24 protein-coding genes are annotated in these 26,428 nt (G+C 71.3%); 9 read left to right on the top strand and 15 right to left on the bottom strand.

Translation table 11 applies throughout. The annotated features are described in order from the left end of the window. Positions 1-22: 22 nt before the first annotated feature. Positions 23-1,057, bottom strand: a complete 1,035-nt coding sequence (locus PSH03_RS08305; RefSeq protein ID WP_238688747.1) for a protein kinase family protein — start codon at positions 1,055-1,057, stop codon at positions 23-25. Positions 1,058-1,080: 23 nt separating this feature from the next. Between PSH03_RS08305 and PSH03_RS08310 the strand changes: the two genes are divergently transcribed. Next, positions 1,081-2,271: a hypothetical protein gene (locus PSH03_RS08310; protein WP_238688748.1), complete on the top strand. Its 1,191-nt coding sequence runs from the start codon at positions 1,081-1,083 to the stop codon at positions 2,269-2,271. A 76-nt stretch (positions 2,272-2,347) separates the two neighbouring features. Here PSH03_RS08310 and PSH03_RS08315 read toward each other — a convergent pair whose 3' ends face one another. After that, positions 2,348-5,812 (bottom strand): ThuA domain-containing protein, encoded by a 3,465-nt coding sequence (locus PSH03_RS08315; RefSeq protein WP_238688749.1) that lies wholly within the window; start codon positions 5,810-5,812, stop codon positions 2,348-2,350. Positions 5,813-6,044: 232 nt separating this feature from the next. Between PSH03_RS08315 and PSH03_RS08320 the strand changes: the two genes are divergently transcribed. Continuing rightward, entirely contained in the window at positions 6,045-6,890 is an 846-nt protein-coding gene (locus PSH03_RS08320) for an SAM-dependent methyltransferase (RefSeq protein ID WP_238688750.1), read from the top strand. Between the two features lie 275 nt (positions 6,891-7,165). Here PSH03_RS08320 and PSH03_RS08325 read toward each other — a convergent pair whose 3' ends face one another. The 3 genes from PSH03_RS08325 to PSH03_RS32795 all read right to left on the bottom strand — a co-directional run bounded on the left by PSH03_RS08325 (position 7,166) and on the right by PSH03_RS32795 (position 9,450). Next, on the bottom strand, positions 7,166-7,552 hold the full coding sequence (locus tag PSH03_RS08325) for a peptidase inhibitor family I36 protein (RefSeq protein WP_238688751.1): 387 nt from the start codon (positions 7,550-7,552) through the stop codon (positions 7,166-7,168). Between the two features lie 195 nt (positions 7,553-7,747). After that, positions 7,748-8,284 carry a hypothetical protein gene (locus tag PSH03_RS08330; RefSeq protein WP_238688752.1) on the bottom strand — a complete coding sequence of 179 codons (537 nt, stop codon included), beginning with the start codon at positions 8,282-8,284 and terminating at the stop codon, positions 7,748-7,750. 38 nt (positions 8,285-8,322) lie between these two features. Further along, a complete protein-coding gene (locus tag PSH03_RS32795; protein WP_238688753.1) occupies positions 8,323-9,450 on the bottom strand; it encodes an FAD-dependent oxidoreductase in 1,128 nt (375 codons plus the stop codon). A gap of 22 nt (positions 9,451-9,472) precedes the next feature. Here PSH03_RS32795 and PSH03_RS08340 point away from each other — a divergent pair, with 22 nt between their 5' ends. Both PSH03_RS08340 and PSH03_RS08345 read left to right on the top strand, forming a co-directional pair. Next, the gene (locus PSH03_RS08340; protein ID WP_238688754.1) at positions 9,473-10,198 is read left to right on the top strand and encodes a TetR/AcrR family transcriptional regulator; all 726 of its coding nucleotides are present in this window, start codon (positions 9,473-9,475) and stop codon (positions 10,196-10,198) included. Positions 10,199-10,247: 49 nt separating this feature from the next. After that, positions 10,248-11,066, top strand: a complete 819-nt coding sequence (locus PSH03_RS08345) for a hypothetical protein (RefSeq protein ID WP_238688755.1) — start codon at positions 10,248-10,250, stop codon at positions 11,064-11,066. A 30-nt stretch (positions 11,067-11,096) separates the two neighbouring features. Here the strand turns inward: PSH03_RS08345 and PSH03_RS08350 are convergent, their stop codons facing one another. Continuing rightward, on the bottom strand, positions 11,097-12,650 hold the full coding sequence (locus tag PSH03_RS08350) for an NAD(P)/FAD-dependent oxidoreductase (protein ID WP_238688756.1): 1,554 nt from the start codon (positions 12,648-12,650) through the stop codon (positions 11,097-11,099). Between the two features lie 176 nt (positions 12,651-12,826). Here PSH03_RS08350 and PSH03_RS08355 point away from each other — a divergent pair, with 176 nt between their 5' ends. The 3 genes from PSH03_RS08355 (at position 12,827) to PSH03_RS08365 (ending at position 15,218) form a co-directional block, all read left to right on the top strand. Further along, positions 12,827-14,053, top strand: a complete 1,227-nt coding sequence (locus PSH03_RS08355; protein WP_238688757.1) for a hypothetical protein — start codon at positions 12,827-12,829, stop codon at positions 14,051-14,053. A gap of 149 nt (positions 14,054-14,202) precedes the next feature. Further along, the gene (locus tag PSH03_RS08360) at positions 14,203-14,775 is read left to right on the top strand and encodes a GNAT family N-acetyltransferase (RefSeq protein ID WP_210782274.1); all 573 of its coding nucleotides are present in this window, start codon (positions 14,203-14,205) and stop codon (positions 14,773-14,775) included. Positions 14,776-14,804: 29 nt separating this feature from the next. Beyond that, complete coding sequence (locus PSH03_RS08365) at positions 14,805-15,218, top strand: type II toxin-antitoxin system Phd/YefM family antitoxin (protein ID WP_112590058.1); 414 nt, start codon at positions 14,805-14,807, stop codon at positions 15,216-15,218. Between the two features lie 58 nt (positions 15,219-15,276). Here PSH03_RS08365 and PSH03_RS08370 read toward each other — a convergent pair whose 3' ends face one another. From PSH03_RS08370 to PSH03_RS08395, 6 genes are all read right to left on the bottom strand, one after another. Then, positions 15,277-16,344: an ABC transporter ATP-binding protein gene (locus PSH03_RS08370; RefSeq protein ID WP_238688758.1), complete on the bottom strand. Its 1,068-nt coding sequence runs from the start codon at positions 16,342-16,344 to the stop codon at positions 15,277-15,279. Further along, entirely contained in the window at positions 16,341-17,177 is an 837-nt protein-coding gene (gene modB / locus PSH03_RS08375) for a molybdate ABC transporter permease subunit (RefSeq protein ID WP_210782280.1), read from the bottom strand. Before modB ends, PSH03_RS08370 begins: the two co-directional genes overlap by 4 nt. Continuing rightward, positions 17,174-17,980, bottom strand: a complete 807-nt coding sequence (modA, locus tag PSH03_RS08380; protein WP_238688759.1) for a molybdate ABC transporter substrate-binding protein — start codon at positions 17,978-17,980, stop codon at positions 17,174-17,176. Before modA ends, modB begins: the two co-directional genes overlap by 4 nt. Beyond that, a complete protein-coding gene (locus PSH03_RS08385; protein WP_238688760.1) occupies positions 17,977-18,399 on the bottom strand; it encodes a TOBE domain-containing protein in 423 nt (140 codons plus the stop codon). The genes modA and PSH03_RS08385 overlap by 4 nt, the downstream gene beginning before the upstream one ends. 155 nt (positions 18,400-18,554) lie before the next feature. Continuing rightward, positions 18,555-19,046, bottom strand: coding sequence for an SsrA-binding protein SmpB (smpB, locus tag PSH03_RS08390; RefSeq protein ID WP_210782286.1), 492 nt, complete (start codon positions 19,044-19,046; stop codon positions 18,555-18,557). 43 nt (positions 19,047-19,089) lie between these two features. Next, positions 19,090-21,327, bottom strand: coding sequence for a hypothetical protein (locus PSH03_RS08395; RefSeq protein WP_238688761.1), 2,238 nt, complete (start codon positions 21,325-21,327; stop codon positions 19,090-19,092). Between the two features lie 151 nt (positions 21,328-21,478). Between PSH03_RS08395 and PSH03_RS08400 the strand changes: the two genes are divergently transcribed. Both PSH03_RS08400 and PSH03_RS08405 read left to right on the top strand, forming a co-directional pair. Continuing rightward, positions 21,479-23,137: an NAD(P)/FAD-dependent oxidoreductase gene (locus PSH03_RS08400; RefSeq protein ID WP_238688762.1), complete on the top strand. Its 1,659-nt coding sequence runs from the start codon at positions 21,479-21,481 to the stop codon at positions 23,135-23,137. 101 nt (positions 23,138-23,238) lie between these two features. Next, entirely contained in the window at positions 23,239-24,672 is a 1,434-nt protein-coding gene (locus PSH03_RS08405) for an ATP-binding protein (RefSeq protein WP_238688763.1), read from the top strand. 107 nt (positions 24,673-24,779) lie between these two features. On the opposite strand, the gene PSH03_RS08410 is transcribed toward PSH03_RS08405, so the two are convergent. From PSH03_RS08410 to PSH03_RS08420, 3 genes are all read right to left on the bottom strand, one after another. Beyond that, complete coding sequence (locus PSH03_RS08410; protein ID WP_238688764.1) at positions 24,780-25,295, bottom strand: NUDIX domain-containing protein; 516 nt, start codon at positions 25,293-25,295, stop codon at positions 24,780-24,782. A gap of 110 nt (positions 25,296-25,405) precedes the next feature. Further along, positions 25,406-26,047, bottom strand: a complete 642-nt coding sequence (locus tag PSH03_RS08415) for an SRPBCC family protein (RefSeq protein WP_210782294.1) — start codon at positions 26,045-26,047, stop codon at positions 25,406-25,408. After that, complete coding sequence (locus tag PSH03_RS08420; RefSeq protein WP_210782296.1) at positions 26,047-26,412, bottom strand: ArsR/SmtB family transcription factor; 366 nt, start codon at positions 26,410-26,412, stop codon at positions 26,047-26,049. Before PSH03_RS08420 ends, PSH03_RS08415 begins: the two co-directional genes overlap by 1 nt. Between the last annotated feature and the right edge of the window lie 16 nt (positions 26,413-26,428).

The following is a 26,428-nucleotide window of genomic DNA, read 5'->3' on the forward strand; positions in this document are numbered from 1 at the left end:
GCCCTTGGCACCGGCGGTGGGCTCACATATTCATGATCGGGAGCTGCGTGTCGCCCGGCTCCAGCCTGGCGAGCAACTGTTCGGGTTGCCCGGTCACCCTCGACAACGCCTCCAGTGCCGCCGCCCGGTCGCCCTGGTCGCACCACACGACGGCCAGGGCGATCCCTAGTCCGTTGGCGACGTGTGGGCTGCGTTCCTTCGCCAACCGGGCGGCGTCGAGGATGTCCCGCAACGCGTCGTCGTGGCGGCCGGTGCGGCTGCGCGCCATCGCCCGGTTGGCGAGCAGCATGACGCGCACGATCGGGGTGCACTCGCCGGTGAGCTGGCGGCCCATCAGCTCGGCGGCCCGCTCGTAGTCCCGCATCCGGAACGCGGCAGCCCAGCCGGTCAGGTCGGTGAGCTGGATCAGGTCGATCACCCGGCCCTCTTCCGGCCAGGTCTTGCGGTAGCTGAGCCGGAAGCTGATCCAGCCGTTCGAGTCCAGGGCGGGCAGCAGCGGGCGAATGTCGGTAGCGCACTGCTCCGGGCTCGGCGGGCAGTGGAGAAACACCGGCCTCGGGTCGGCCACCAGCGCCCGGCCCTCGTGGTCGAACAGCCAGTTGCCGCGATGCGCGTCGCCGTGCAGGATCTTGAGGGAGTGCAGGCGCGCCAGGGTGTGGCCGATGGCGTAGCCGTCCGTGTCCGGCGTGAACCGGCCCGGCTCGGCCACCCACAGGTCCCGGAACTCGCGGTAGTCGGTCACCACCGGCCGGGCCTCGTACGGAAATGGCGGCGGCGGCACCCGGTCGGCATAGGAGCACAGGTAACGGATGCTCTCGCGTTGCCCGATCACCAGCGGGTAGCGCGGCCCGCCCTCGCCGGTGAGACCAGACAGTGGCACCGCGGCGCACTCGCCGACCGACTCGACGATGTCCCGCGGCCACTGATCCGTTTTGTGGTCGGCGGGCACCTCGTCGCGGAGCAGGACGATCTGGCCGCCCGCCACCAGCTCGCGGACGGCGCAGAGATCTGTTCCGGCGAACTCGATCACCTCGACACCCGTCGATCCCAGCATCATGGGTCGATCCTAGAATGGGCGCCGTGGCCGGGAACGATCAGAATGTGGCGCTGGTGACGCAGACGCTGGTGGCCAACGCCAGTGGCGTCCTGTCCCGGCCGGAGGCACTGACCCTCCCCAGGTTCCTCGATCTCTGCTCGCTCTGCGAGGCCACGGTTCTCCTCGACCGGATGGAGGCACTGGGCGCCTCGGGCGAGTACGTCAGTGGCCTCAGCAGCCGGCTCGCTCGCGAGGGGCTGTACCGGACGTTTGCGCCGACTCTGTCGCGCGACGAACTCCGCCGGGTCGCGCTGCGACTGCCCGACGAACTCGCGAAGCGGGTCACTGACGGCGACGGCGACGACCCGTCGGCTGCCGGCGAGACCGGCGCGGTGGTCGGCCTGGACTACACGACCGGCCTGAACAACCTCCTCGCCCAGGTCGACGGGCTCGGCGGCTTTGCCAGCGCGGGTGACGCCTTGGTCAAGGACCGGATGCACAGGGGCAACGGCTACCTGGTCGTGGCCGCCGCGCACGGCCTCGACTACTTCCCGGACTTCGATCGCGTGCCGTTCGTCGCCGGCACCCTGCAGAAGACCTACCGGTCGCTGCCGCGCCAGCTGTACGACAAGATCGCCGAATCGCTCGAGGAGCCGCTCACCGGAGGCGACGTCGTCGCCGAGTGGACGGCCATGTCGACGATCCCGATCCCGCCGATCGCCGCGCTCGTGCTGTCCCGCGCGTCCCGTCTCAGGGACATTCCCGAGCAGTTGCTCCGGGTCCGAGACGAGTTCAGCGGTTACCGCCGCTACTTCGGTGACTTCAAGGCCGAGTTGCAGGCCGCCGACACGATCCGCGAGCGTCGCAGACTGCTGGCCCGCTACCGAACCCTGCTGGAGGAGGCGAGCGGCCCGCGACGCGAGGCGGTCTCGGTGACCGAGATGCTCAACCTGACGGAGAAGGCGGTCAAGGTGGCCGCCGCCCCGACCTTGCCGACCAGTTACGGCGCCCTGCTGGTGACGCAGCCGGTCGACTGGATCAGCCGTTGGTGGCGCCGCCGCCCGCTGGCCATCCTGTTCCGCCTGGACAGCAAGATGCCCAAGCTCCCGGAGTACCGGCGGTTGGCCGCCCGGCTGTGGGGCCCCGGGCCCGCCGCCCGCCTGCACGACCAGGCCGCCGCGCACGGCGCGAACGTGCGGAAGCTCCTGTCCGAGGCCGAGGTCACCCTCCCCTGAAGGCCCGGCTGCGACGCGGCACGCCCTGCCGAGCGGCGGCGGACGGGGTTGACCCCCGCCCGCCGTCGCCCGACGGTCAGGTGACAGTGATGGTGAGGTTGAGCGAGCGGGTCTCCCCGCTGGTGTAGGTGACCGTCACCCGGGCGGTGTAGGTCCCCTTGCGGGGGTAGCTGTGCGCCGTCGACCGCAGTGTCGCCCCGTGCGTGATGGCGCTGTTGTCACCGAAGTCCCACGCGTAGTCGGTGATGCTCTGCCCGGACGGCGCCGTCGCCGTGGCGGTGAGCGTGGTGGTCAGCGGTGCGGTGCCGCCGGTCGGGTTGGCGGCCAGGGACAACGCCCCGCCCGGCTCCTGTTTGACCCCGGCGCCGTTGAACCGCAGCCAGTCGAGGGCGAGCAGGTCCGGGGTGCCGTTGACCTGGGCGGCGTTGACGAACTTCGCGTACAGGGTGGTCGTGCCGGTGGGCTTGTTGGTCAGCGTGACGGTGGGGGAGACCAGGTTGTCCCACCCGCCGGTGGAGCCGATGGTGGCCGTGCCGATCAGCGTGCCGGTGGGCGAGCCGGTGCGCAGTTCGATGGTGCCGCCGAGCCCGCCGTTGGTCACCCCGAGCGTCACCGAGCCGACGTTGCGCAGGTCCGCCGGCCCGAACGCCACCCAGTCGTTGTGGTCGACCTCGCCGAGCCGCTTGCCGGCGCGGGCGGTGGCCCGGTCGTTGACGGTGACGCCGGACTGGGCGCTGAAGTGCTCGGCCTCCTTGCTCTTGGGCTGCAACTGCACGCGGGTCGAGCCGGTCAGCGCCGGTACGCCGCCGGCCGCGCCACCGTCGGTGTACTGCGCGGTGATCAGGGTGTAGAGGTTCTGCCCCGGCCCGTGGCCGTCACCGGCGTCCGCCTCGGTGGCAAGCAGCCCGGAGCAACCGGTGTAGACGTCGAGCGGGTGGGCGTGCGAGTCGTGGCCGAGCTGCGTCTGCACTGTCACCTTGGCGCAGTCGATGGCGCTCTCCTCCGGGTCGGTGACCGTCACCGTGTACGGGATCTTGTCGCCGAAGTCGAAGAACCCGCCGTCGGGCACTGTGATGGTCACCGTCGGTCGGGTGTTGCCGACCACCACGTCGGTGACCGCTGTGGCGGTCAACCCGTTGCCGCTGTTGCGCACTGTCAGCCGGGCGGTGTGCTTCCCGGCCGTGGAGTAGGTGTGGCTCGGGTTGGCGGCGGTGGAGTCGGTGCTGCCGTCGTTTGTGAAGTCCCAGGCGTAGCTGAGCGCCGACCCGTCACCGGCGGACGACCCGGCGGAGGAGAACGTCACAGCGAGCGGCGTACGTCCGGTGTCCGGGGTGGCGGCGTTCTTCGCGGTCGGTGGCCGCCCGTTGGCGACGTAGTCGATCCGGTAGATGCCCGCGCCGGCGTTGCTGCCGCCGCGACCGCTGCCGGTGCCCTCGCCGAAGTCGATGACGTAGAGCGAACCGTCCGGGCCGAACTCCGCCTCGAAGGGCTGGATCCAGCTCATGTTGCCGAAGATCCCGTTGATCGACTGGAGGTCACCCACGGCGGTCGGGCCGAAGCGCGTGTTGCTGAAGGTCTGCGCCGTCTTGTGGATCGACAGCGTCTTGAACCACCTGCGGGTCAGCTCATAGGTGATCCACTTGCCCTCGAAGTACTCGGGGAACTTCGTGGTGCGGGTGTTGGCCGGGTCGTAGTCGTAGACCGGGCCGCTCATCGGCCCGCCACCGCCGGTGCCCAGCTCGGGGAACTGGGTGGAGGCGGAGTACGCGTACCAGACCAGCGCGGACTTCGCCGCCGGCAGGGTGGTCAGGCCGGTGTTGTTGGGTGAGTTGTTCACCGGTGCGGCGCAGTTGAACTTCGCCCCCGAGGTGTTGGTGGCGAAGTTGTAGTCGTTGAACGGGATGTTGTTGCCCACGCAGTACGGCCATCCGAAGTTGCCGGCGCTGGTGATCCGGTTGAACTCGACAGTCCCCTCCGGACCGCGGTTGGGGTCGGCGGCGCGGGCGTCCGGACCGTAGTCGGCCACCAGCACCGCGTTGGTCTGCGGTTCGACGGTGATCCGGAACGGGTTGCGCATGCCCATCGCGTAGATTTCCGGCCGGGTCCTCGCGGTGCCGGCCGGGAAGAGGTTGCCGCTGGGCACCGTGTACGTACCGTCGGACTGTGGGGTGATCCGCAGGATCTTGCCGCGTAGGTCGTTGGTGTTGCCGGCGGTGCCCTGGGCGTCCCAGGCCGCGCGGCCGGCGCGCTCGTCGACCGGGGTGTAGCCGCTGGAGGCGAACGGGTCGGTGTTGTCACCGATCGCCGCGTAGAGCCGACCGGCGGCGTCCATGGCCAGCGACCCGCCCATGTGCGAGTTGGCCCGGCCCTCACCCCGGTAGGTGGGGACGGTCAGCAGGCGTTTCTCCGAGGAGAGCGCGACGCTGTTGTTGGCGACAGTGAACCGGGACAGGTTGAGCTGTTTGAGGGTCTTGTCCGACCAGAGCAGGTAGATCCAGCCGTTGCTGGCGAAGTTGCGGTCCAGGGTCATCCCGAGCAGCCCGTCGGACTGGTCGGTCATCGCCGAGGTGTACGCGAAGTCCAGCAGCGTGGTGACCTGGAGGGTGTCGGAGTTGACCACCTTCAGCGCGCCGGTGCGTTGGATGTAGTAGACCTTCCGGTCCGGGCCGACGGCCAGCTCGAAGGGGTCGGCCAGGTTCTCGGTGACCAGCCCCACCCGTTCGAAGTTGCTGGTCTTGGTGGCCGAGCAGTCACCGGCGACCGCGCCGGCCGCCCACTCGATGCCGTAGCGCAGGTGCTCCAGGAAGGTCGGGGTGCTGAACTGGGAGCTGGCGTGCCCGCCTGCGGTGAACCAGGACCGGCCGCCGTCGTAGCGCTGACACCAGGAGTACGCGTGGTCGACGCCCTCGTCCAGGCCGTTGATCCCGTCGCGCACCTTGATCTGGGCGAGGGTGTGCACGTTGCCGGTCGGGTTGGTCCGCCAGTTGTACCACTCCTCGCTCTGCTCCCAGAGCTCCGGCAGGTTGCGCGTGGAGGGGTGCGCCCGGTCGAGCACCTTGACCCGGCCGGGGAAGGTGCCGCCGGTGGACGAGAAGTCGGGGTGGTAGTCGAAGATCGTGCCGACCAGGCCCTCGTACCAGGGCCAGTCACGTTCGCTGGCCGACGCGGCGTGCAGGCCGGCCCAACCACCGCCGTTGCGGATGAACGTCTGCAACGCGGCCCGCTGGCTGGCGTTGAGCAGGTCACCCGAGGTCGGGAGACTGTTGGTGTTGTTGAACACGAGAGCGTCGAAGGTGGCGAGGTTGGCGTCGGTGAAGGCCGCCGCGTCGGTGGTGGCGACGACCTCGAAGTTGTGGGCGGCGCCGAGCTGCTGGATCGCTGCGATGCCGGCTGGGATCGAGTCGTGGTAGAAGTTGGTGATCTTGGAAAAGACCAACACCCGGAAGCGCGGGGCGGCCTCGGCGGGCAGGGCGGTGGTGGTGCTCACCACGGTGGCGATGGCGAGCAGGATCAGGCAGAACGCACGGAGGTGTCGGGGCATGGGGGCGCTCCCTGTCGGACGGTGAGGGGTCGGAAAGCGCTTTCTCGCTGCCCGCACCACGGTACTGACAGCCAGTGACGACCGTCAATAGCTTGCTGGTAAGCGGTTTCCCGCCCCGGCGACGTCCGCGCCTCGGTGACCCCACGAACCGATGGGTACGGCCTAAGCTGTCCTCTGGATACGTCCGGTGACGCTGTGGATGCTGCGTGTTCCACCGACCTGGGGAGGTCTCATGACGGTGCCGTCCACGTCGGAATTGCCCGAGGGTCGCGGTGCCGACCGGATCGACACCACGACCGTGCATCCGGCTCGCCGCTACAACTACTGGCTCGGCGGCAAGGACAACTTCGCCGTCGACCGGGAGTCCGGCGACCAGATCGCGGCCGTCTACCCAGGGGTGCGCACGCTCGCCCGGGAAAACCGGGCCTTCCTCGGCCGGGCGGTCCGGTTCCTCGCCGACGAGGTCGGCGTCCGGCAGTTTCTCGACATCGGCACCGGCATCCCGAGCGCCGACAACACCCACGAGGTGGCCCAGTCCGTCGCCCCCGACTCCCGGGTGGTCTACGTCGACAACGACCCGATGGTGCTGGTCCACGCCCGGGCGCTGCTGACCAGCGACCCGGCCGGCGCCACCGCCTACCTGGACGCCGACCTGCGCGACCCGGAGAAGATCCTCGCCGACCCGCAGCTGCACGCCACAGTGGACCTGTCCCGACCGGTGGCGCTGGTGCTCATCGCCGTGACGCACTTCCTCACCGACGACGACCGCCCACACGAGCAGGTTGCCCGCCTGCTCGACGCGCTGCCGTCGGGAAGCTGGCTGGCGCTGACCCACTTCACCACCGACCACATCCCCGCCGAGATCGTCAGGCGGATGGAGGCCGAGTTCGCCGCCGGCCGGATGAAGCAGGACGCCGTCCCCCGCGACCGCGCCGAGTTCGCCCGCTTCTTCACCGGTCTGGAGCTGGCCGAACCGGGCATCGTCCCGGTCACTGAGTGGCGGCCTCAGGTGCCACCTGAGCAGCGCCCGCCCCTAACCGACGCCTCCATCTACGGCGCGGTGGCCCGCAAGCCCTAACCGGCCCGATCAGGACTTCGTCGCTAGGCACGGCCTGACCAGCTGGTGCTCTGACCACGAACGTTCACGATGTTGGACGACACGCCGCTCAGCCTCCGAGGTGGGCGCCGTGTCCGCGTTGAGGCTGTGCCGGTGGCACAGCCCGTGCGTGTGCGGCGGCTGTCCGACTAGGAAGGTCAGCAGCGGCTGCGAATTACGAACGCCAACGACGATGGGGCCAGCCCGCCGTACGAACGGCAGCCTGACCCACACCGTGAACGTTCGTGGTCAGAGCACTAGCAGGGCTTGGCGTACCAGTACGGGTCGAACTCCACCCAGCTTGCGCCGGCTCCGTCGACGAAGCCGTGGGCTTCATTGCCGTTCTGGTCCAGCAGATAGGCCCAGTAGCTCGGAGTCTGGTTGTTGTAGACGGACCCCCAGCCGTTCCAGTTGAACAGCGCGTAGTTGCCACAGGCGTAGATCACGAACATGCGGCCGCGGAAATCGCCCTCGGTGTAGAGGCACAGGGCGGTGTAGGGGCAGGAGCCAGCGGTCTGCGAGGAGATCCCGGAAACGCTTGCGTTGTTGTTGTCGTCGGGGCCGGCCTGGATGGCCTGCGCGGAGATTCCGGCAACGCTCGCGCGGTTGCTGTCGTCGGGGTTGGCGTGGGCGGCCGAGGGCACTGCGTCAATAGGCTCGATATGTGGGGAAAATAACGCATGCGTCCCGTTCTCGTGAAACCCCAGAGGGATGCCGCGGCCGGATCCTCGCCGGCAGTGGCGCCGAGCGTGGGGAGACGGGTGGTCCGCACACCGTCGGCGGTGAGCGACAGCGGGTTTCGCCGCCACCGCTGGGGCGTCGGGCCGGGCCCTTGCCGGTCAGGCAAACGGCTTCGGGTCGAAGCTGATGCCGCCCCGTTCGGCCATCCGGAGCACCCGAGCGCCGTAACGCGGGGGTTGGCGCAGGTAGAGGGTGTAGCCCGTCGCCTGGAACCTCAGGTCCAGGTCGCGCCCTTCCAGGTGCCAGCAGGGCTCCCCTGGCTGTGAGGGAGCCTCCTGGCGCAGGCTCTTCAACTCGAACGGCAGACAGATGGAGTCCAAGCTGCCGACGATGTCCCACACGCTGTGGAAGATCAACGTGGCCGGCGCGACCCAGAAGTGAATCTGCCCAATCGGCCCCGGATCGATCCGGCGCACGATGTAGTCGAGGTCGAGATGCAGTTTCGTGGCCGACGGCGCGGTGGGGTCGAGGTCGTCGTCCTCCCGGTAGTCCAGTGTCGAGTCTTCCGGTGGGCCCTCGTCGTCAGTGACGGCGAGCGCGTGAATTCGGCAGTAGTCCCACGATGTTTCCACAAGGTCCCGATCGGTCAAGGTGGCCTTACGGAGACCAGATTCGGGGTGCACATCCGTCGTCATGAAACGATTATCGCCAGCCGCGTCGACAGCGCCAGATGTCATTCTGCGCGTGCGGGCTCCGCCGGCCGGGCGAAGAAGCGAACGATGTCCTCCGCAGCGGTAGGGGACAGCGTCATCGCCTGGACCCGTGCGGACATGTCGGCGATCGGGTGAATCCTGCTGAACATCGACTCTTCGTACGTCCGAATCGCCGAATTCGGGTCGGCCGGGTTGGCGGCGAGCCGGCTGGCGAGTTCTGCGGCGTCGAGCATGGCCTGGTTCGCGCCCTCGCCGACCGGTGGCATGAGGTGCGCGGCGTCGCCGATGAGGGTGACGCCCGGCCGGCTGGTCCAACGCGTGTCGGTGGGCATCGCCTCGATCAGGCGTGGCGTCGGCGCGCACTCGGCGGCCTCGATGAGTGCGGTGAGGCGGGGGTTCCAGCCAGCGAACAGGTCCAGCAGGGCGCGCTTACTGCGGTACGTATCCAGGGACCGGTCCTTTGCGCGCAGCGAGATCCCGACCCGGAGGTTGCCGTCGCCGAGACGTTGCGCTGCCAGGATCTGGTTCACCCCGACGCACCACAGGTTGCCGGGGCCGACCAGCTCGGCGAGATCGGGATGACGCCGGTCGACGTCGTCGACGCTCAGCTCCACCAGCGTGGCCACATAGGACAGCTTCACGTCGGTCAGCAGCGACCGGACGACCGAGCGCGCGCCGTCCGCGCCGACGAGGATGTCGCAGCTGGCTCGGTGGCCGTCGTGGAACGTCAGCTCCCAGCCCTCGTCGGGTCGTGGGGTCGCCGCGACGAGCCGGTGCCGCCAGGCAACCATGTCGTCGGGGAGGGAGTCGAGCAGGAGATCACGCAGTGCGCTCCGGTCGATCTCGGGACGTCCGGAGAATGAGCCAGGTTGCGGCTCGTGGTGCACCAGGATGCGTCCGGTCGGGTCGAGGATGCGATGTTCCTCGCCCTCGGGTCGTGCCTCCGACCGAAACCGGTCGGCGAGACCCGCCTCGGCTAGGGCCAGTTGCCCGGACTCCGGGTGCAGATCGAGGGCACCGCCCTGGGGCCGCGCGGATCGGCTTGCTTCCCGGTCGTACACCACCGCGTCGATGCCGTGTCGGTGCAGGATCCGAGCCAGCGTCAACCCGCCGAGTCCACCACCGGCGATCGCAATTCGCGTTCTCACGGCGCTACCGTACACTGTATCGGTGGATACACCGTACGGTAGCGAGCCGTTGTCCGTTTGGGAACGGCCCGAACCGCAGCCGCGGGCGGTGCCGGTGCCGTTGAGCCGCGAGAAGATCGCCGCTACGGCGATCCGGCTTGCCGACGCGCACGGCCTCGACGGGCTGTCACTGCGCAAGATCGCCAAAGAGCTCGGTGTCGGCCCGATGCGGCTCTACGACTACGTGATCAACAAGTCGGAGTTGCTCGATCTTATGGTCGACGTCGTCTACGCCCGGATCGCCGAGGTGGGCCAGCGCTCCGGGTGGCGCGACACGGTGCTGGCCATCGCCCACGCGACCCGCGCTGCCGCCCTCGACCACGAGTGGTTCTCCGACGTGCTCGGCGGACGGCCACACCTGGGACCACACGCGCTCGCCGTGGGCGAAGCGACCGCCGCGGCGCTCAGTGCGGCCCCCGGTGTGCGTGACATCGACGATCTCCAGCGAGCGGTGGGCGCCCTCAACGCCTTCATCATCGGATCGGTCCGCAGAGAGGTCACCGAACGACGCACCGCACGTTCCACCGGCACCGACGAAGCCGCCTTCCAGGCCAGCCTCGGCCCTTACCTCACGCGCATGTTGAGAACCGGCAGGTACCCCACAGTGGCCCGGCTCGTCATCGACGGCGCCCACCTCAACGTCGAGGAGACCTTCAACCACAACCTGACCACCATCCTGGACGGCATCACCCGCCGACGCTCGACGTGATCCGTTGCGCTGCGGCCAGCGCCTCCCGAGCCCAGACAGGAGCCCACGAGTGGACGTCAGCCTGGCGACGAGCGCCGGCAGGGCCGATCGGCCGAACGAGGACTTCGTCGGTGCGGTTCCCGGCGCTGTCGTCCTGCTCGACGGCGCCGGCATTCCGGGAGCCGAATCGCTCTGCTCCCACGGCGTCGCCTGGTACACGCACCGCCTCGGCGGCGCGCTGCTCGGCCACCTGTCGCGCGGCGACGGGCGAGAACTCGCCGCGATCCTCGCCACCGCCATCGACGAGATCGCTGCCGAGCACGGCCACACCTGCGACATCGCGGACCCCAGCAGCCCGCAGGCCACCGTCGCGATGGTCCGCGCCCACCAGTTCCGCTTGGACTGGCTCCTGCTCGCGGACTCCTTCCTCGTCATCGACCAGGTCGACGACGGCCCGCTGGTGATCACCGATGAGCGCGAGATGACTGCCCGGCGGGAATGCGCGGCGCCGCTCGCCGGCATTACCCGAGGAACGCCAGAGTACGACCGGGTGCGGGCCTCCTGCGCCAGGGCGCTGCGTGCCCGCCGGAACCAGCCGGGCGGCTACTGGATCGCCAAGGATGACCCGCGCGCGGCGCGGGAAGCGGTGACCGGAAGCCGGTCCCTCGCCGACCTGAACGGTGTCGCGTTGCTCAGCAACGGTGCCAGCCGCATCGTCAGCCCGTACGGTCGGACCGACTGGCCGGGCGTGCTGGACCTGCTTCGCGCCAGCGGGCCGGCCGGCGTCATCGCCCGCGTCCGGCAGGCCGAGGCGCAGATTACCGGTGGCGCGGATGCGTACCGCCCGGACGACGCCACAGTGGCCCGCTGCACGCACCTGCCGCGGTAAGCACCTGCCCGTGCCGCGAGCGTGCTCGGCTCAGGCGTGAGACGGGGGAGCTGCGACAGGGGCTCGGTCGTCGGACCCCTCCGGCAGGGTGATGGGGGCCGCGATGATCCGGCTGGGCACCACCGGCGCGTCCCGGCCGGTGCCCCGCCGGCTGTCGCCGCCGGAGGATTCCTCGTGGTAGTCCTGCTCCACGTTGACCGACCAGACGTCGTGCCTACTCCCGGTGGCGATGTTCTCGGCGGTGAGCATCGCGGTCAGCATCGAGTGGTCCTGGTTGTTGTAGCGGTGCATGCCGTTGCGCCCCACCGGGTGCACGTTCGGCACCGCCTCGGTCAGCCAGGCCCGGATCACGTCCACGTTGTGCTGGTAGCGCTCGTCGTACACCGGGTAGGCCTTGGGCATGCGCACGACGTAACCGGCCTCCACCACGCCCTGTCGAACCAACCCCAACCGCTCCAGCTCCGCGGTGGCGAGCGCCACGAGGTCGGCATCCGGGGTACGCCACATCTCGTCGTCCTCGAACACGAAGTACTCCAGGCCCAGGCAGGTGCGGCCGTCCTTGACGAGGTACGGCGACCAGGAGCCGAAGTTCTGGATCCGGCCCACCCGTACCCCCGGGTCGTGCACGTAGATCCAGTTGTCCGGGAACGAGAACTCCGCCGGCACGACCAGGGCGACCGTCAGGAAGTCGCGGTAGCGCAGGTCGGCCGCGCAGGCCAGCACCTCCGGCGGCGCCGGCGGGTGCAGCGCGGTCACCAGCTCCGAGATCGGCATGGAGGAGATCACGTGGTCGGCAGCTTCGGTACGCTGCCCGCCCGCGCCGTTGATCGTCACGCTGATCGCCCGCCGGCGGGCCGGGTCGCGGTGCACGGCCGTTACCCAACTACCGGTGGACAGTTGCCCGCCCCGCTCGCGAACCTGCTCGGCGCAGCGCTCCCACATCATCCCGGGCCCGTACTTCGGGTACTGGAACTCCTCGATCAGGCTGGTCACGTCCGTGCGTCGACGCCGGGGCAGCAGCGCGTTGCGGATGGCCGTGGCCAGCGACAGGTTCTTGATCCGTTGCGCCGCCCAGTCGGCCTGCAACCGGTCCGCCGGCATACCCCAGACCTTCTCGGTGTACGTCTTGAAGAAGATCGAGTACAGCCGCCAGCCGAACCGGGCCGACACCCAGCCCTCGAAGTGTGACTGGTCCCGTGGCGGCCGCAGCCGGGCGCGGGCGTACGAGCCGAGGCAGCGGACGGCCTCCGGCAGACCCAGGTTGCGCAGCGCGTTCACGGCACTGAGCGGGTAGTTGAACAGGGCGCCCCGGTAGAAGATGCGGCTCATCCGAGGCCGGGTCAGGAAGTCCTCGTCCGGCAGGATCTCGTGCCAGAACGCCTCCACCCGGGGCACCTTTGTGAAGAACCGGTGCCCGCCGATGTCGAACCGCCACCCGTCGCGCTCCACTGTTCGACTGATCCCGCCGACCACCTCGTCGGCCTCGAACACCTGCACCGAGCGGCCGTGCCGGAGCAGCTCGTACGCCGCGGTGAGCCCGGCCGGCCCCGCACCGATGACCACAGTGCCGTTCTGCTCACTCATGCTGACGCGCTCCCTGCTCACCGCCGTGGTTGAGGCGCGGCGTCTACCCGCTATGCGCAGAATGTCACACTTAGTGGTAGCTGGTCCCCGCTTCGGCGGGGCACGCTGGCGGCGTACCACGAGAAGAGCGACTTCCCCGCGCGGCCGGCGACCGGGGGAGCGGGGAAGCGGGGCAGATGGACCGGTGGCGCAGCGGCGCGGCGACGCTGGCCGCCCGGGCCGTCGCGGCCGGCCGCGGCGGAGCGCGCCTGGCCCGTCGGGTGCCGGCGCCCTGGCCGTACGTCATCGGCCTGTTCCTCGGCGCGAAGCTGCTGCTCACCCTGCTCGGGCTCCTGGTCCTGCACGCCTGGGACGGCGTCCCCGGTGCCCCGCCGCCGGATGAGGCGTTGATGTGGGCGCAACAGCGGGAGATCTCCGGGCACCGGTGGATCTCCTTCTGGTTCGCCTGGGACTCGCTGCTCTACCTACGGCTGAGCGAGCTGCCCCTGAGCGGGCCGTGGCGAGACTTCGGCTTCCCCCTGCTGTACCCGTTCCTGGCCCGGCCGGTCGGCGTGCTGCTCGGCGGCGACACCGCACTGGCCCTGTTGCTGATCAGCAACGTCGGGTTCCTGCTGGCGCTCTGGTACGGCTACCGGCTGGCGGAGCTGCTGCTCGGCGACGCGTACGCGGCCCGCCGGTTCACCCGGTACCTGGTGCTGCTGCCGACCGCGTTCCTGTTCCAGGCCGCGCTGACCGAGTCGCTCTTCGTCTGCCTCGCGTTGGCCACCTTCTACTACGCCGAGCGACACCGGTGGCTACTGGTCGGCGTGATCGGCTACTTCCTGGCGATGAGCCGCTCCGTCGGCCTGCTCGTGGCGCTGCCGCTGGCCCTGGTGCTGCTGCGGCAGCACGACTGGCGGCTCGGGCCGCGCGCCCTGCTCGGCTACCTCCGGATCGGCTGGCCGTTGCTGCTGCTCCCCGCCGGGTGGTTCACCTTCATGGTGTACTGCCGGTGGCGGGGCGGGGACTGGTTCGCCTACCAGCACGCCCAGGAGACCGGATGGGGCATCGAGGTGCAGAACCCCGTTCCGGTGCTGCTGAACGGGTTGACCGGGGAGCTGCGCGACGCCGCTCGGGCGTGGTTCGCCGTGGCCGTCCTCGCCGTGCTGGTCGCCGGGTTCCGCCGCCGGGACCTGGCCTACCTGGTGTACGGCGTCCTCATGGTGCTGGTGCCGCTGTCGATGGGCCCGCCGGTGTACAAGAGCCTGCTGCGCTATCTGCTCGCCGCTTTCCCGGTCGCGCTGGTGCTGGCCCGCTGGGCCCGCCACGCCAGCGTCGACGTGTGGCTGACAGCGACGCTCGCCGTGGTGCAGGGCGTGCTGTTCGTCCTCTGGCTCACCTACTGGACCCACATGATCATCTGATCGGCGCCGCCAACCCCTCCTACCTGACCGTGGCCCAGTTCGCCGCGCTGCGGACCCACCTGCCGCAGTGAGCGGAGGGCGGCCGTGCCTCGACGAGGTGCCTGTGCGAGCCTCCTACGGACCTGAGAATCGCACTGAGTGGAGGCCCGGTGTTCGCCCTGCCGCTGACCGAGGACGTCGAGCTGCGCCCGTTGAACCCGTGGCTGGCCGAGGAGTTCCTCACCCACCTCGACCGGGCCCGCGAGCACATCCAACCCTGGGTGTCGCCGTCGTTCGTCGCCACCGACCTGCCGTCGGCCCGTGCGGTGTTGCAGCGGTACGCCGACCTCTGGGCCAGCGACAGCGGTGGCATCTGGGGGCTGTGGTGGCGGGGCACGCTCGTCGGCGGGGTCATGTTCGTGTCGTTCGACGTGACCCGTGGCGTCTGCGAGGTCGGTTGCTGGGTGGAGCCGGCGGCGCAGGGCAGGGGCCTGGTCGCCCCGGCGGTGCGCCGGATCGTCGACTGGGCGGTGCGCGAGCGCGGCATCCAGCGGGTGGAGTGGCGGACCAACGCCGACAACACCCGCAGCAAGGCCCTCGCCGACCGGCTCGGGCTGCGCCTCGACGGCACGCTGCGCCAGGTCAGCCCGGGTCCGCACGGTCGGATCGACCTTGAGGTCTGGTCGGTGCTGGCCGACGAGTGGTCCGCCCGCCACGCACCGTCCACTGACGACAGCGAATAGTTGTCATACCCGCGCGGCACCATGCATCCATGGCCGTCCCCGCGCTCACCCCTCATTCCGACCCGCCGCGTTCCGTGCCGCTGCGTGAGGCGCGCACCCGGTTCAGCCAGCTCGTCGCGCTGGCCGAGCTGACCGACGCGGTCACCGTCGTCACCCGCGACGGCGATCCCCGCCCGGTCGCCGCGATCGTCCCCGCCGCAGCCGCCCGCAGCGGCGCCCAGGCCCGCGCCGACGCCGACCGGCTCGCGACGGTCACCGCCGGCTGGGCCCGTCGCCTCGAGGAGCAGCACCGACGCAGCACACAGCGGCACGCCGCCGAGCTTGGCGCGGTCCGCGCGGCGCTGGCCGAGGCGTGGGCCGAGCTGGACAGCCGGGTCGTCCCGGGCAGCGACCCGACGCTGGCCCGGCTGCGCGCCGCACACGCCGACCTGCTCGCCGGCTGACCCGCGTCCGCGCGGCGTTGGCTGCACCCGCGCGGGTGACGATGTGGCCGGCGTCGGGTCAGCCCGTGGCCGGGTACGCGTGGGTCTCGGTCGCCTTGACCGCCACCCAGACCCGCTGGCCGGGGATCAGCCGTAGCTGTGCGGCGGCGGCCGGCGTGACGTCGGCGGCCACCCCGATCGGTCCGTCCAGTTGCACCCGCACGTTGTCACCGTGGCGCTGGACGCCGGCCACTGTGCCCGCCCAGGTGTTCCGTGGGCTGCCCTCCGGCCGGGCCGGGTGCAGAGCCACCGCGGCCGGACGGAACGCCACGAACGCTTCGCCGTCCAACCGGTCGGCGACAGTGAGGGTCAGCTCCGGCGACACCCGCACCCCGTGCCCGTCGGCGCGACCCCGGTACAGGTTCAGCCCGACCAGCCGGGCGACGTAGTCGGTGCGGGGGCGGGCGGTGACGCTCGGCCCGTCGCCCTCCTGCACCACCCGGCCACCCTCGACGATGACCAGCCGGTCGGCCAACGCCAGCGCGTCCAGCGGGTCGTGGGTGACCAGCACCGTCGCGCCCGCGTGCGCCGACAGGTGCCGGTGCAGCTCCGCGCGGGTGTCCAGCCGGGTGCGGGCGTCCAGCGCGGCGAGCGGCTCGTCCAACAGCAGCAGCGACGGCGCCACGGCCAGCGCGCGGGCCAGCGCCACCCGCTGCGCCTGACCGCCGGAGAGCTGCCGCGGCTTGCGCTGCGCCTGCGCGTCAAGCCCCACCCGGCCCAGCCACTCCCGGGCCGTGGCGCGGGCGGCCCGCCGCTCGACGCCGTGCCGGCGCGGCCCGAAGGCCACGTTGTCCAATGCGCTGAGGTGCGGAAACAGCAGGTAGTCCTGGAAGACGACGCCGATCGACCGGCGTTCGGTGGGCACCCAGCCACCGGTCGCCGGGCGGTCCAGGTCGACGTCGTCGAGGGTGACGTGCCCGTCGGTGAGGGGATGCAGGCCGGCCAGCGCCCGCAGCGCTGTGGTCTTGCCGGCACCGTTCGGGCCGAGCAGCGCCACCACCTCGCCCGGCGCGACCCGCAGCGGCACGTCGAGCCGAAAGACGCCCCGGTCGACGACGAGCCGCGCGTCGAGAAGCCGGTCGCTCATGCGGTGGTCATCCAGCGGTCCCGCAGCGCCACCAGGATGCCCACCGACACGACGAGCAGCACCAGGCTGAGCACGATCGCGGACTCCAGGTCTGTCTCCAACGCCAGGTAGACGGCGAGCGGCATGGTCTGCGTCCGACCGGGGTAGTTGCCGGCGAAGGTGATGGTGGCACCGAACTCGCCGAGCGCCCGCGCCCAGCAGAGCACCGCCCCGGCGGCCAGACCGGGCGCCACCAGCGGCAGCGTGACGTGGGTGAAGGTGGTCCACCGGCTGGCGCCCAACGTCGCAGCGGCCTCCTCGAAGCGGTGGTCGGCGGCACGTAGCGCACCCTCCACGGCGATCACCAGGAACGGCATGGCGACGAACGCCTCGGCCAGCACGACACCCGTGGTCGTGAAGGGCAGGGTGATGCCGAACGTGCTGTCGAGCCAGCCGCCGAGCAGGCCCCGCCGACCGAAGACCAGCAACAGCGCCACCCCACCGACCACCGGCGGCAGCACGAGCGGCACGGTGACCAGCGCGCGTACCAGCCGACGGCCGGGAAACTCGATCCGGGCCAGGACCCAGGCGAGCGGCACCCCGAGCAGCAGACAGAGCGCGGTGGCCAGGGTGGCGGTCTGCACCGACAGCCGCAGGGCGGTCAACGCGCCCGGCTCGGTGAGCCGCTCGGGCAGGGTCGTCCACGGTGTCCGGATCAGCAGCCCCGCCAACGGCAGGACGAGGAACAGCAACCCCAGCCCGGCGGGGATCACCAACGCCGCCGGCACCCGCCCCCGCCGTCGAGACGTGGCCGGGCGACCGCGGCGTGCGTCGTGGGTGTGGACCTGCCTCACGGAGCCTGGAACCCCGCCTCGGCGAGGACCGCCTGCGCCGGCGCCGAACGGACGTACGCGACGAAGGCCCGTGCGCCGTTCGGATTCGGCGCGTCCTTCAACGCGACGATCGGATAGTCGTTGACCGCCCGCGCCGACTCGGGAAACTCCACGCCGGTCACGTCGGCGCTCGCCTCCCGCGTGTCCGTGCGGTAGACCAGTGCCGCGTCGACCTCGCCGAGCTTGACCTTGGCGAGCGCACCCTTGACGTCCCGTTCCAGGGTGACCGGCGTCAGCGCGACGCCGGCCGCGTCCAGGGCGGTGCGGGCCGCCGCGCCGCAGGGAACCTGACTGGCGCAGAGCGCCACCTTCACACCCGGGCCGGTCAGGTCGGCCAGGCCGGCCACTGCCGTCGGGTTGCCCCGGGGCACCGCGATCACCAGCTGGTTGCGGGCGAAGACGCTCGGCGCGCCGTCGGCGTCGCCGGCCTCGACGACAGTGGTCATGTTCGCCGGGGCGGCCGAGGCGAACACGTCCGCCGGCGCCCCCTGGGTGATCTGGTTGGCCAGGGCGGAACTGCCGGCGACGTTGAGGGTCAGGCGACTGCCCGGGTTGGCGGCCTCGAAGTCCTTCCCGATGCGGGTGAACGACTCGGTCAGCGAGGCCGCCGCGAACACGGTCACCGGGCCGGTCACCCGCCCGTCCCCACCGCTGCCGGTTGCCCGGCCGTCGCCGCCCGCGCCGCAGCCGGCCACCGCCAGGCCCGCCGCCACCAGGACAGCCACCGCCGTACGCCTGCTCCGCGCGACCGTCACCGCGTTCATCTGGCCGACCGTCCGCGAGTCGGGGCGGGTGCGGCCCGCTCCACCACGACCGTTGTCGACTTGATCACCGCAACGGCCACCGACCCGACCCGCAGGTCTAGCTCGTCGACGGCCTCCCGGCTCATCAGCGACACGACCCGGAACGGGCCCGCCTGGATGTCGACCTGGGCCATCACCGTGTCCTTACGGACGTCGACGACGATGCCGCGCAACCGGTTGCGGGCCGAGGAGAACTCGGCGCCCGCATCCGGGTCGGTGGCCTGAGCGCGAGCGAACGCCGCCAGGTCGACGCCGTCGACGACCCGGTGGCCGTGCTCGTCGCGCCCGGCCGTCAGGCGCCCGGCGTCCACCCAGCGGCGAATGGTGTCGGCGCTGACGCCGAGCAGGTCGGCCGCCTCCCCGATCCGGTACGTCGTCACCCGCTCACCCTAACGGCCGCATTTGCCATGACAAAAGTCCGGCATGGGCAGCAACCGCGTGGACGAGGGGGTGCAGGGCCAGCAGTTGCGTCTGACTTCTCGGTCTCACGACGCCTGCGGCTCCCTGGGGCGCGTGCGGACGACCCGTTGCGGCGTCAGGGCCGGCGGGGGTGGCCCTTGAGGTGCCGGCCCAGCTCGCGGGCGATCTCCCGGTTGGCGTCGCGCTCGGCCAGCGTCTGCCGCTTGTCGTAGGAGCGCTTGCCCTTGGCGAGGGCCAATTCGACCTTGGCGTAGCCGTTCTCGAAGTACATCGACAGCGGAACGAGGGTCACCCCGCCCTCGCGGACCTTGTCGAGGATCCGGTCGATCTCGGCGCGGTGCAGCAGCAGCTTGCGGTTGCGACGCGGGGCGTGGTTGGTCCACGTGCCGTAGGTGTACTCGGCGATGTGCAGGCCGTACAGCACGATCTCGCCGTCGCGCTCGTGCGCGAACGCGTCCACCAGCGAGGCCCGCCCCTCGCGCAGTGACTTGACCTCGGTGCCGACCAGCACGATGCCCGCCTCGTACGTGCGCAGCACCGTGTACTCGTGCCGGGCCTTCTTGTTCGAGGCGATCAACCGGCGGGCGGATGGCTTGGACGGGGTCACCAGGCGACGATATCCGGCCGCCGGAGTAGTCGTACCGGCCGGCTCAGTCGCGTGCCGGGCGCGCGCGGCGTAGTCGCGCGGTGAGGTCCCGTACCGCGTCCCCGAACGCCTCCTGCGACTCACACGGCCAGTGCCCGAGGATCGGTGGGGGAACGCTGTCGCTGGGTGCCGGCACCACGTCCTGCGGGTCGGTCAACCGCCGGTCCACAGTCGCCGGCGGACCGGTCAGCGTCTCGGCCTCCCCGGGACGGTGGGAGGCGAAGATCCAGCCGCCGATCGGGTCGGTGTCGCGCCACAGGTTGATCCAGCGCCAGCCGATCCGTTCGCCGATCTCCCGCAGCGCCGGCTCGTCGGCGTAGGCGGGGAACAGGCGGGAGTACAGGCGGCCCAGCGGTGACCCGTAGGTCAGCAGGGCTACCCGCTCGGTGATCCGGGTGGGTAGTTGCAGGACCGTGGCGGCGAGCAGCACCGAGCCGTGGCTGTGTCCGGCAAGCAGCACACCTTGGCCCTGTTCCACCAGGTAGGTGATCCGCTTGGCCAACTCCGGCACGGCCCGCTCGGCGTAGCAGGGCGGCGCGAACGGGTGCGCCGCGCGGGGCCAGAAGGTGCCCAGATCCCAGAGGACCCCCACGTACCGACGGAACTGCGCCGTCCGGTACGCGAAGATGCCGCCCACCACCAGGCCGAGCAGGATCGCGGCGATCACGTAGCTACCCGACCCGATCAGGAAGTTGACCATGTTTTCCGGCACTCCGACGTAGCGCTGCGCCACGTCGCCGGGTAGGAGCTGGAGCAGGCCGAGCACGCTGGTGGCCAGGCCGAGCGCCGCCAGGCCGGCGTACACCACGGAGAGCGGCTCCAACCGTTCGGTGAAGCGGGCCCGCGCCACCGCCTGCTCCACCCGCCGCAGCCGGTCCGCCGCCTGCGGCGGCGCGTCCGGGAAGTCGGCGGCCACGATCGCGCGCGCGGCCCGCCGCCGCCCGCGCCGGGTCAGCCTGGTGACCAGGCCGGCCACCAGCAGCGCGGTCACCACTGCCAGGAAAAACCCGAAGATCGCCCATTTGTACGCCAGGGGAGGGCTGGTCTCCAGGCCGTCCGCGGTCGTCCCCTCGCGGTCGAGCAGGTCCGCCACCCGGTAGACCAGCTCGGCCGAGAACGCCACGGCGAGCCCGGCCGAGATCGTGATGAAGACCGGCGCTCCCAACGCGCGGATGGGTGACCGGCTCTGCCCGCCGCCCCGTCGCCAGATCACCAGCGCGGCGAGCGCGATCACCAGCACCGTCTGGCTGACGAACAGCCAGGCCACGATCGCGCCGTAACCGGGCAGCGCACCGCCTTGCGGCCACGGTGCCGGGCTGATGACGACGTGCACGATCACCAGCATCGTCAGGCCGCAGGCGATGATGCGCAGCCCGCGGAAGACGCCGTCCACCCGGGGCGACGGGTCGGTGCGGTCCATGCTCGGCACCACGGTGACCAGGATCAGACAGGCCAGCAGCGCCGCCCCGGTGGCCGTCAGCAGGGTCACCATCACCCACGAGCGGTGCTGGCTGGCCCGCGCGGCCAGCAGGCTGGCGCTCAGCGTGGTGAACGCCGCCGCGACGTGGACCGAGCGCAGCCGACCCACCAGCGGCTCGCCGTCCCATTGGCCGACGGCGCTCAACTGGTGTTTCGACGTCGGCGTCGACGGCGTCCGGAACGCGTCGAACGAATGGCCCGGGCGGGCGCCCAGCCACCAGACCAGCCCGATGGCGGCGACCGGCACGAGCGCCAGCACCCCCAGGCGCAGCCCGGGCGGGCGCCCACCGAGCCAGGACAGCCAGCTCCGGCCGGCCAGGCACGACGGGCTGTCCATGCAGCGCCACGCGACCAGGTCCAGCGCCACCCCGACGATGGAGAGCACGTAGAGCACGGTGAGGGTGAGGGCGAGCACCCGGCACAGCGCCATGAAGCCGCGCTTCGAGACGGTGTTCGCCGGGCGCATCCAGAGCGCCACGTTGCAGAGCATGAACGGCAGCAGGAAGACCAGCGACAGCGTCCGCACGGCCGTGCCGGACGGCAGGTCACTCCAGCGGTACGCCTCCAGCGTCACCCCGTCCGTCCCGGTGGAGTCCGGATAGCCGGGGCGCGGTCGGTAGAAACCTCCGCTGCGGTCCCCGGCGACCTGGTGCACGTACGGCCGGTCCAACACCTGGTCCGCGCCCGCGCCGGAGACACCGTGCACCCGCAGCTCCACGATCCCGCCCGACGTCGTCGGTCCGGTCGGTGTCGCGTCCGCCATGGGCCCCCCGAGGTGTGCGCGGCAACCGGGAGGGTCGTCGATGTCCGGCCACCCGCGCGGCTTCCCGGCTTACCCGTCTGCCGGGCGGTCAACCGTGGGCCGGGCCTCGGCGATGGTGCGGTCGACCCTCGACAGGTGATTTCATGGCGCCATGGCGAACCCGGTGATCCTGACCGTCGACGACGACCCCGTGGTGTCCCGGGCGGTGGCCCGGGACATCCGGCGCCGCTACGGCGACCGCTACCGGGTGTTGCGGGCGTCCTCCGGGCCGGAGGCGCTGGACGCGCTACGCGAGGTCAAATTGCGCGGCGAACAGGTGGCGCTGCTGCTGGCCGACCACCGGATGCCGGAGATGACCGGTGTCGAGTTCCTGGAAGCGGCCATGGACATCTTCCCGGCGGCCCGCCGGGTGCTGCTCACCGCGTACGCGGACACCGACGCCGCGATCGAGGCCATCAACGTGGTCGACCTGGACCACTACCTGCTCAAGCCCTGGCACCCGCCGGAGGAGAAGCTGTACCCGGTGGTCGACGGGCTGCTGGAGGCGTGGGCGCTCACCCCGGACGCGGCCAGCGCGGAGATCCGGGTCGTCGGGCACCGCTGGTCGGCGCCGTCGTTCAAGGTCCGCGACTTCCTGGCCCGCAACCTGGTGCCGTACCGGTGGCTGCTGTCCGACGACCCGGAGGGCGTCCGGCTGCTCGACGCGGCCGGGGCGACCGAGGCGGACGTGCCGCTGGTGGTGACGCCGGAGGGCAAGGCGTTGGTCGCCCCGAGCGAGGCCGAGCTGGCCGCGCTGGCCGGGTTGACGGTGGTGCCGGCGTGTGACTTCTACGACCTGGTGGTGATCGGTGGCGGCCCCGCCGGTCTCGGTTCGGCCGTGTACGGCGCGTCGGAGGGGCTGCGCACCGTGCTCGTGGAGCGACGGGCGACCGGCGGTCAGGCCGGGCAGAGCAGCCGCATCGAGAACTACCTGGGCTTCCCGGACGGTGTCTCCGGCGCGCAGTTGACCGATCGGGCCCGGCGGCAGGCGGTCAAGTTCGGCGCCGAGCTGCTCAGCGCCCGGGAGGTGGTCGGTCTCAGCGAGGCCGGCGGTGCCCGACTGCTGCGCTTCGGCGACGGCACCGAGATCGCCGCGCACACGGTGGTGCTGGCCACCGGCGTGTCGTACCGGGTGCTCGACGCTCCTGGTTTGGCCGACTTCACCGGGCGGGGGGTGTTCTACGGCGCCGCCGCCACCGAGGCGCCGAGCTGCGTCGAACAGGACGTCTACATCGTCGGCGGGGCCAACTCCGCCGGCCAGGCGGCGGTCCACTTCTCCCGGTACGCGTCGAGGGTGCACCTGCTCATCCGTGGTGCGGACCTGACCGCCTCCATGTCGCGTTACCTGATCGACCAGCTGGAACGGATCGACCGGATCACCGTGCACCCGCACACCGCAGTGGTCGGCGGGGCGGGGGAGGACCACCTGCAACGGCTCACCCTGTGCGACACCCGTACCGGGGAGGCCCGTTCGGTCGACACCTCCTGGCTGTTCATCTTCATCGGCGCGGAGCCCCGCACCGACTGGCTGGACGGGGTGCTGGTCCGCGACGACCGTGGTTTCATCGTGACCGGTCCGGATCTGCTCGCCGGGGGGCGGCGGCCGGCCGGCTGGTCGTTGTCGCGCGACCCGTACCACCTGGAGACCAGCGTGCCGGGCGTGTTCGCTGCCGGGGACGTGCGGGCCGAGTCGGTCAAGCGGGTCGCCTCGGCCGTCGGCGAGGGTGCGATGGCGGTGTCGCTGGTGCACCGCTACCTGGAGGCCCAGTGAGCCGGGTTTGCGAGCCCCGCAGTCGCGAGCGAAGGAGGCCCAGTGAGCGCGAGGAGTGAGCCGGGTTTGCGAGCCCCGCAGTCGCGAGCGAAGGAGGCCCAGTGACCACCGAGTCTGATCGGCTGACATCTGCGCAGTTGCGCACTCTGTTCCTGTTCGAGGCGCTCGACGACGGGCAGCTCGACTGGCTGGCCGAGCACGGCCGGGTCGAGCAGCGCGCCGGCGGCACCCTCGTGTACGGCGAGGGTGAGCCCGCTACCTGCTTCTTCGTGCTGGTGCGCGGGGCGGTGGCGTTGAGTCGCCTGGTGCGCGGCGACGACGTCGAGGTCAGCCGAACCGACCAGCGCGGGGTGTACGGCGGGGCCACTCAGGCGTACCTGGGTGACCAGGTCGAGCAGAGCTACCGCAACAGCCTGCGGGCGGTGACCGACGCGGAGTTCTTCGTGCTGCCGGCGGAGGACTTCGCGTACGCCCTGCGGTCCTGGTTCCCGATGCCCATGCACCTGTTGGAGGGGCTGTTCTTCGGGATGCGGGACAGTCAGGCCATCGTCGGTGAGCGGGAGCGGTTGCTGGCCCTCGGTTCGCTCTCGGCGGGGTTGACCCACGAGCTGAACAATCCGGCCGCGGCGGCGGTGCGGGCCACGTCGGTTCTGCGGGACCGGGTCGCCGGGATGCGGCACAAGCTCGCCATGATCGCCGACGGGCGGCTCGACGGCAGCGCCCTGCACGGCCTGGTCGCCCTGCAGGAGGAGGCGGTCGCCCGGGTGGCCAGCGCGCCGAAGTTGACCCCGATGGCCACCGCCGACGCCGAGGACACCCTGACCGACTGGCTGCAGGACCATGGCGTCGGCGGGGCCTGGGACCTGGCGCCGATCCTGGTCGGCGGTGGGCTCGACGCGGCCTGGCTGGCGCAGGTCAAGGCCGCGGTCGGCGCCGCGGACCTGGAGGCGGCGGTGCGTTGGCTCACCTACACCGTCGACACCGAGCTGCTGATGCGCGAGATCGGCGACGCGGTCACCCGGATCTCCGGGCTCGTGGGCGCCGCCAAGCAGTACTCGCAGCTGGACCGCGCCCCGCACCGGGTGGTGGATGTGCACGACCTGCTCGACGCCACGCTGGTGATGTTCAAGGGCAAGATCCCCGCCGAGGTCAAGCTGGTCCGGGAGTACGACCGGGATCTCCCACCGGTCCCGGCGTACGCGGCCGAGCTGAACCAGGTGTGGACCAACCTGATCGACAACGCGTTGGGCGCGATGGGGGAGAAGGGTGTGCTGACCGTCCGCACGGGACGGGTCGGCGACCAACTGACGGTGGAGATCACCGACACCGGGCCGGGTATCCCGCCGGAGGTGCGTCCGCGGATCTTCGAGCCGTTCTTCACCACCAAGCCGGTCGGCGCGGGCACCGGTCTGGGGCTGGACATCTCGTACCGGATCGTGGTGCACAAACACCACGGCGACATCCGGGTCGAGACCGAGCCGGGACGAACCACCTTCCGGGTCCTCCTACCGATCACCGAGGGCGCACCGGACTGAAGTTCCGCGCGTCCGCCGCGCCGATCTTGCAGTTTCGGTCGTCGATATGCGTGATAAGCCGCTTGTGTCGGGACAGTAAGTGCAAGATCGCGAGGGTGGGGCGCGGGTCAGACCTGGTGGGTGGGGGTGAGGAAATCGGCCAGTACCTGGGTGTGGGTGGAGAACGCCAGCTCGACCGGGTCGGTGAGCACCAGCCACTCGGTCGCCTCCTCGGTCGGCGCCGAGGGTGGCAGGTCCTCGGCCGCCCGCTCGGGCAGCACTCCGAAGACCATCATCGTGCCGCCCGCTGGCGCCCCGTGCACCGCGAACAGGCGGGCGTCCTCGGCCGCCGCGATCAGGCCGGTCTCCTCCCGCAGCTCCCGTACGAGTGCGTCGGACCACTCCTCGCCGTACTCGATGAAGCCGCCGGGCAGCGCGAGCAGGCCGCGGGCCGGTTCGATGTCCCGGCGGACCACCACCACTCCCAGCCCCTCGGCGGTGCGGACCGGCAGCACCGCGACCGCCACCGGCAGCGGGTTGCGCCAGATGGTCTCGCCGCAGACCGCGCAGACTCGCGGCCATCCGGCGGCCGGCGGGTAGGCGGCGCCGCAGTAGGAGCAGTGCGTGTACGGCGTGCCGGTCATGCCGCAGCACGTTACTCCGATCCGCGCTCAGCCCGCCGCGCCGCCGCCTCGTCCCGTGCCCAGCCCGTCGCGCCGCCGCAAGCCTCCCGCGCCGCCGCCTCGTCCCGCGCTCAGGCGGCCGGGTCGCCGGTGTAGAAGGCGGTGGTGCGTTCGGCGGCGGCCTTCGCCTCGTCGGCGTCGGTGCCGGCGGCGATGCTCGCTTCGCACCACAGCTGGCTGCTCAACTCGATGGCCCGTCGTCCCTCGGCGGAGGCGGTCCACTCGGCGCCCTGTTCCGGGGTGATCCCGCTGCCGTCGCCGGCCAGGTGCGAGGCGAGGCCGAGCAGCCCGAGGTCCCAGCCGACACCGACCGCGCCCGGCCCGAACTGGGCCCACCGGTCCTGGTCGACGTGCGCGATGTGGTCCAGGTCGAGGCGGGCCCGCTCGTCGCCGACCGGGGTGACCCGCACCTCGATCCAGCTCACCTCGCCGCCCATTTCCCAGGTGGCGGTGAAGCGGTGCGGCGGTTCGCAGCTCTCGACGGTGCCGTGGGCGTTGCCCTGGAGTTGGTACGTGCCGCCCAGCCGCAGGTCGCCGGAGATCGGCAGGAACCAGCGCGGGATGCGCTCGGCGCTGGTGCAGGCGTCCCACAGATCCTCGGCCGTCGCCTGGTAGGTCTGGCTGATCGTGGTGACCCGCGCCTCACCGGCTTCCAGGGTGCGGCTGCCGACCTTCCGCTGGACGGCGTTGATCTGCTCGGTGGCGTCGAACATCAGGTGTTCCTCTCATCGGGTGGGTCGGCGGGCCCGCGCAGCCGACGCTCGCGTCGGCCCCGGGCCAGCTCGGTGGCGAGTGCCGCCAGGGGTGGGGCCCAGAATCGGCGGAAGTGCTCCAGCCAGCCGTCGACCTCGCGCAGTGGGCGTGGGTCGACGGCGTAGAGCCGCCGGGTGCCCTCCGGCCGCACGGTGGCGAAGCCGTTGTCGCGCAGCACCTTGAGGTGCTGGGACACGGCGGGCTGGGAGATGCCGAACTCCTCGCGGATGACCGCGCTGACCGCGCCGGCGGTCTGCTCGCCACCGGCGAGCAGTTCCAGGATGCGGCGCCGGACCGGATCGCCCAGCACGTCGAAGGCGTGCACGACGACAGTTGTATCA

The organism is Micromonospora salmantinae (genome assembly GCF_022230905.1).
Lineage (GTDB): Bacteria > Actinomycetota > Actinomycetes > Mycobacteriales > Micromonosporaceae > Micromonospora > Micromonospora salmantinae.